The sequence below is a fragment of the Mesorhizobium sp. M0833 genome (genome assembly GCF_040319905.1).
GTDB lineage: Bacteria > Pseudomonadota > Alphaproteobacteria > Rhizobiales > Rhizobiaceae > Mesorhizobium.
Genome location: NZ_JAMYOQ010000083.1, coordinates 1 through 1594, shown reverse-complemented (window position 1 = coordinate 1594; position 1594 = coordinate 1). Strand labels below are relative to the sequence as shown.

General features: G+C 61.4%; 1 protein-coding gene. It reads right to left on the bottom strand.

The features are described 5' to 3' along the window. Positions 1 to 327: 327 nt before the first annotated feature. A complete protein-coding gene (locus NKH98_RS32845; protein ID WP_352904308.1) occupies positions 328 to 1488 on the bottom strand; it encodes an IS110 family RNA-guided transposase in 1161 nt (386 codons plus the stop codon). Between the last annotated feature and the right edge of the window lie 106 nt (positions 1489 to 1594).

Here is a 1594-nt window from a genome sequence, read left to right as displayed (position 1 = left end):
CCGACGAGTTCATCCGCCGCTCACATGACGAGTTTCAGGTCAAGTGATATCAAAGGCGCATAAATCCTCCTTTTCTGTTGGCGGAGCTTCCAGGGTTTGAGCCCAACTGCGTTGACGCGGCGCGGCGTATTTCCGAGCCTGGTCCAACTCACATGCGGTCGCCGTCCGGGACGGCTGCACCAATATCCCGCTTTCGGCGGGCAAGGGGCTCAGGAGGACGAGACCATTCTTCCTGTCGGTGGTTCAGACCAGCGGCGGATACGGTTGTCTCCCTGGATCCGCGGGGGCTGATTGGCCCCTCCGGACAGGTATGCAGGGTTGATCGCCTTAGGCGGTTTTCATGACGGCGCCCTCGATGACCACCCCTGCGGTCGCATATTTCCAGAGAGCGACGAGCAACTTTCGTGCGAGCGCGACGATGGTTGTTTTGCGCACGCGGCCGGCGTTACACTCTGCTCGTTCGCGGAACCAACGAGAGAGCGCTGACTCGGGCTGGTAGCGCAGCCACAGCCAGGCAAGCTCGATCATTGTTGTCCGGAGCCGGGGATTGCCAGCCTTTGAGACGCCTTGCTCGCGGTCGATTGATCCGCTCCGCCAAGGCGTCGGCGCAAGCCCGGCATAGGCTGCAACCTGCCTTCGGTTGTCGAACTTTCGGAACAGCCCTTCCGTATACAAGATGGCGGCACTCTCGGTGCCAATGCCTTTGAGGTCGAGCAGCAACGCCACAGGTATGTCAGCGACATCGGCGGCCAGCAACGCGTCACGCTCGGCTTCGACTGACTTGATCTGCTCGAACAGCAACTCGAGGCGATCGAGCTCGCGAATGAGCTGCGCCTTGAGCTGCCTGCCCAGCACACGGCCATCACCCGTCCGGAGATCGTCAAGCCGCTCGCGCCGGTCACGTCGCAGCGGATCATAGCCGGTTATCCCTTGCGCAAATAGCAGCCCCTTGATGCGATTGGCGTGGCTCGTCCGCTCACTGACCAGGACCTTGCGCTCCCGGCAGATCCGGCGCCGATCCTCTGCTTCGGGCGTCGGTGGCTTCGCCATCGCGCATACGCGTGGCTCGCCGCGTTTATAAGCAAGCAGTGCGCGCACCAACGTTTCGCCGTCGATCTTATCGGTCTTCGCCCGCCGTCGCCGGCGCGAGGTGGCAATGGAGGCAGGGTCAACAACATGGCTCTCGATCCCCTCATGCTCCAGGACACGGTGGATCCAAAAACCGTCCAAGCCGGCCTCTTGGATGACGACAATCGGAAAGGTCTCGCTGGTGCGCACTTGAGCCTTTTCCCGAAGCTGTGCAAAGCGCGCCAGCAGTCCCGCAATATCACCACCTCGCACCGTATGCTTCGACATACGCTCACCCCCGCCTGGCAATAGCGACGTCACCAGCCACGTCGACTTGCTGAGTTCCAATGAAACGAAGATCGCGCCAAGATGGGTGCGGATAGCGGCAGGCGCCGCAGATTGATCGGCTACAACATGCATGATTGGCCTCCACAGAGTTGTTGGTCAGCAACCCCACTCTGCCAGAGCGCAGGTCGCTATCCACCACCCGTCATGGGATCTTCCTGCTCCACGTGTTGCCAAAGGG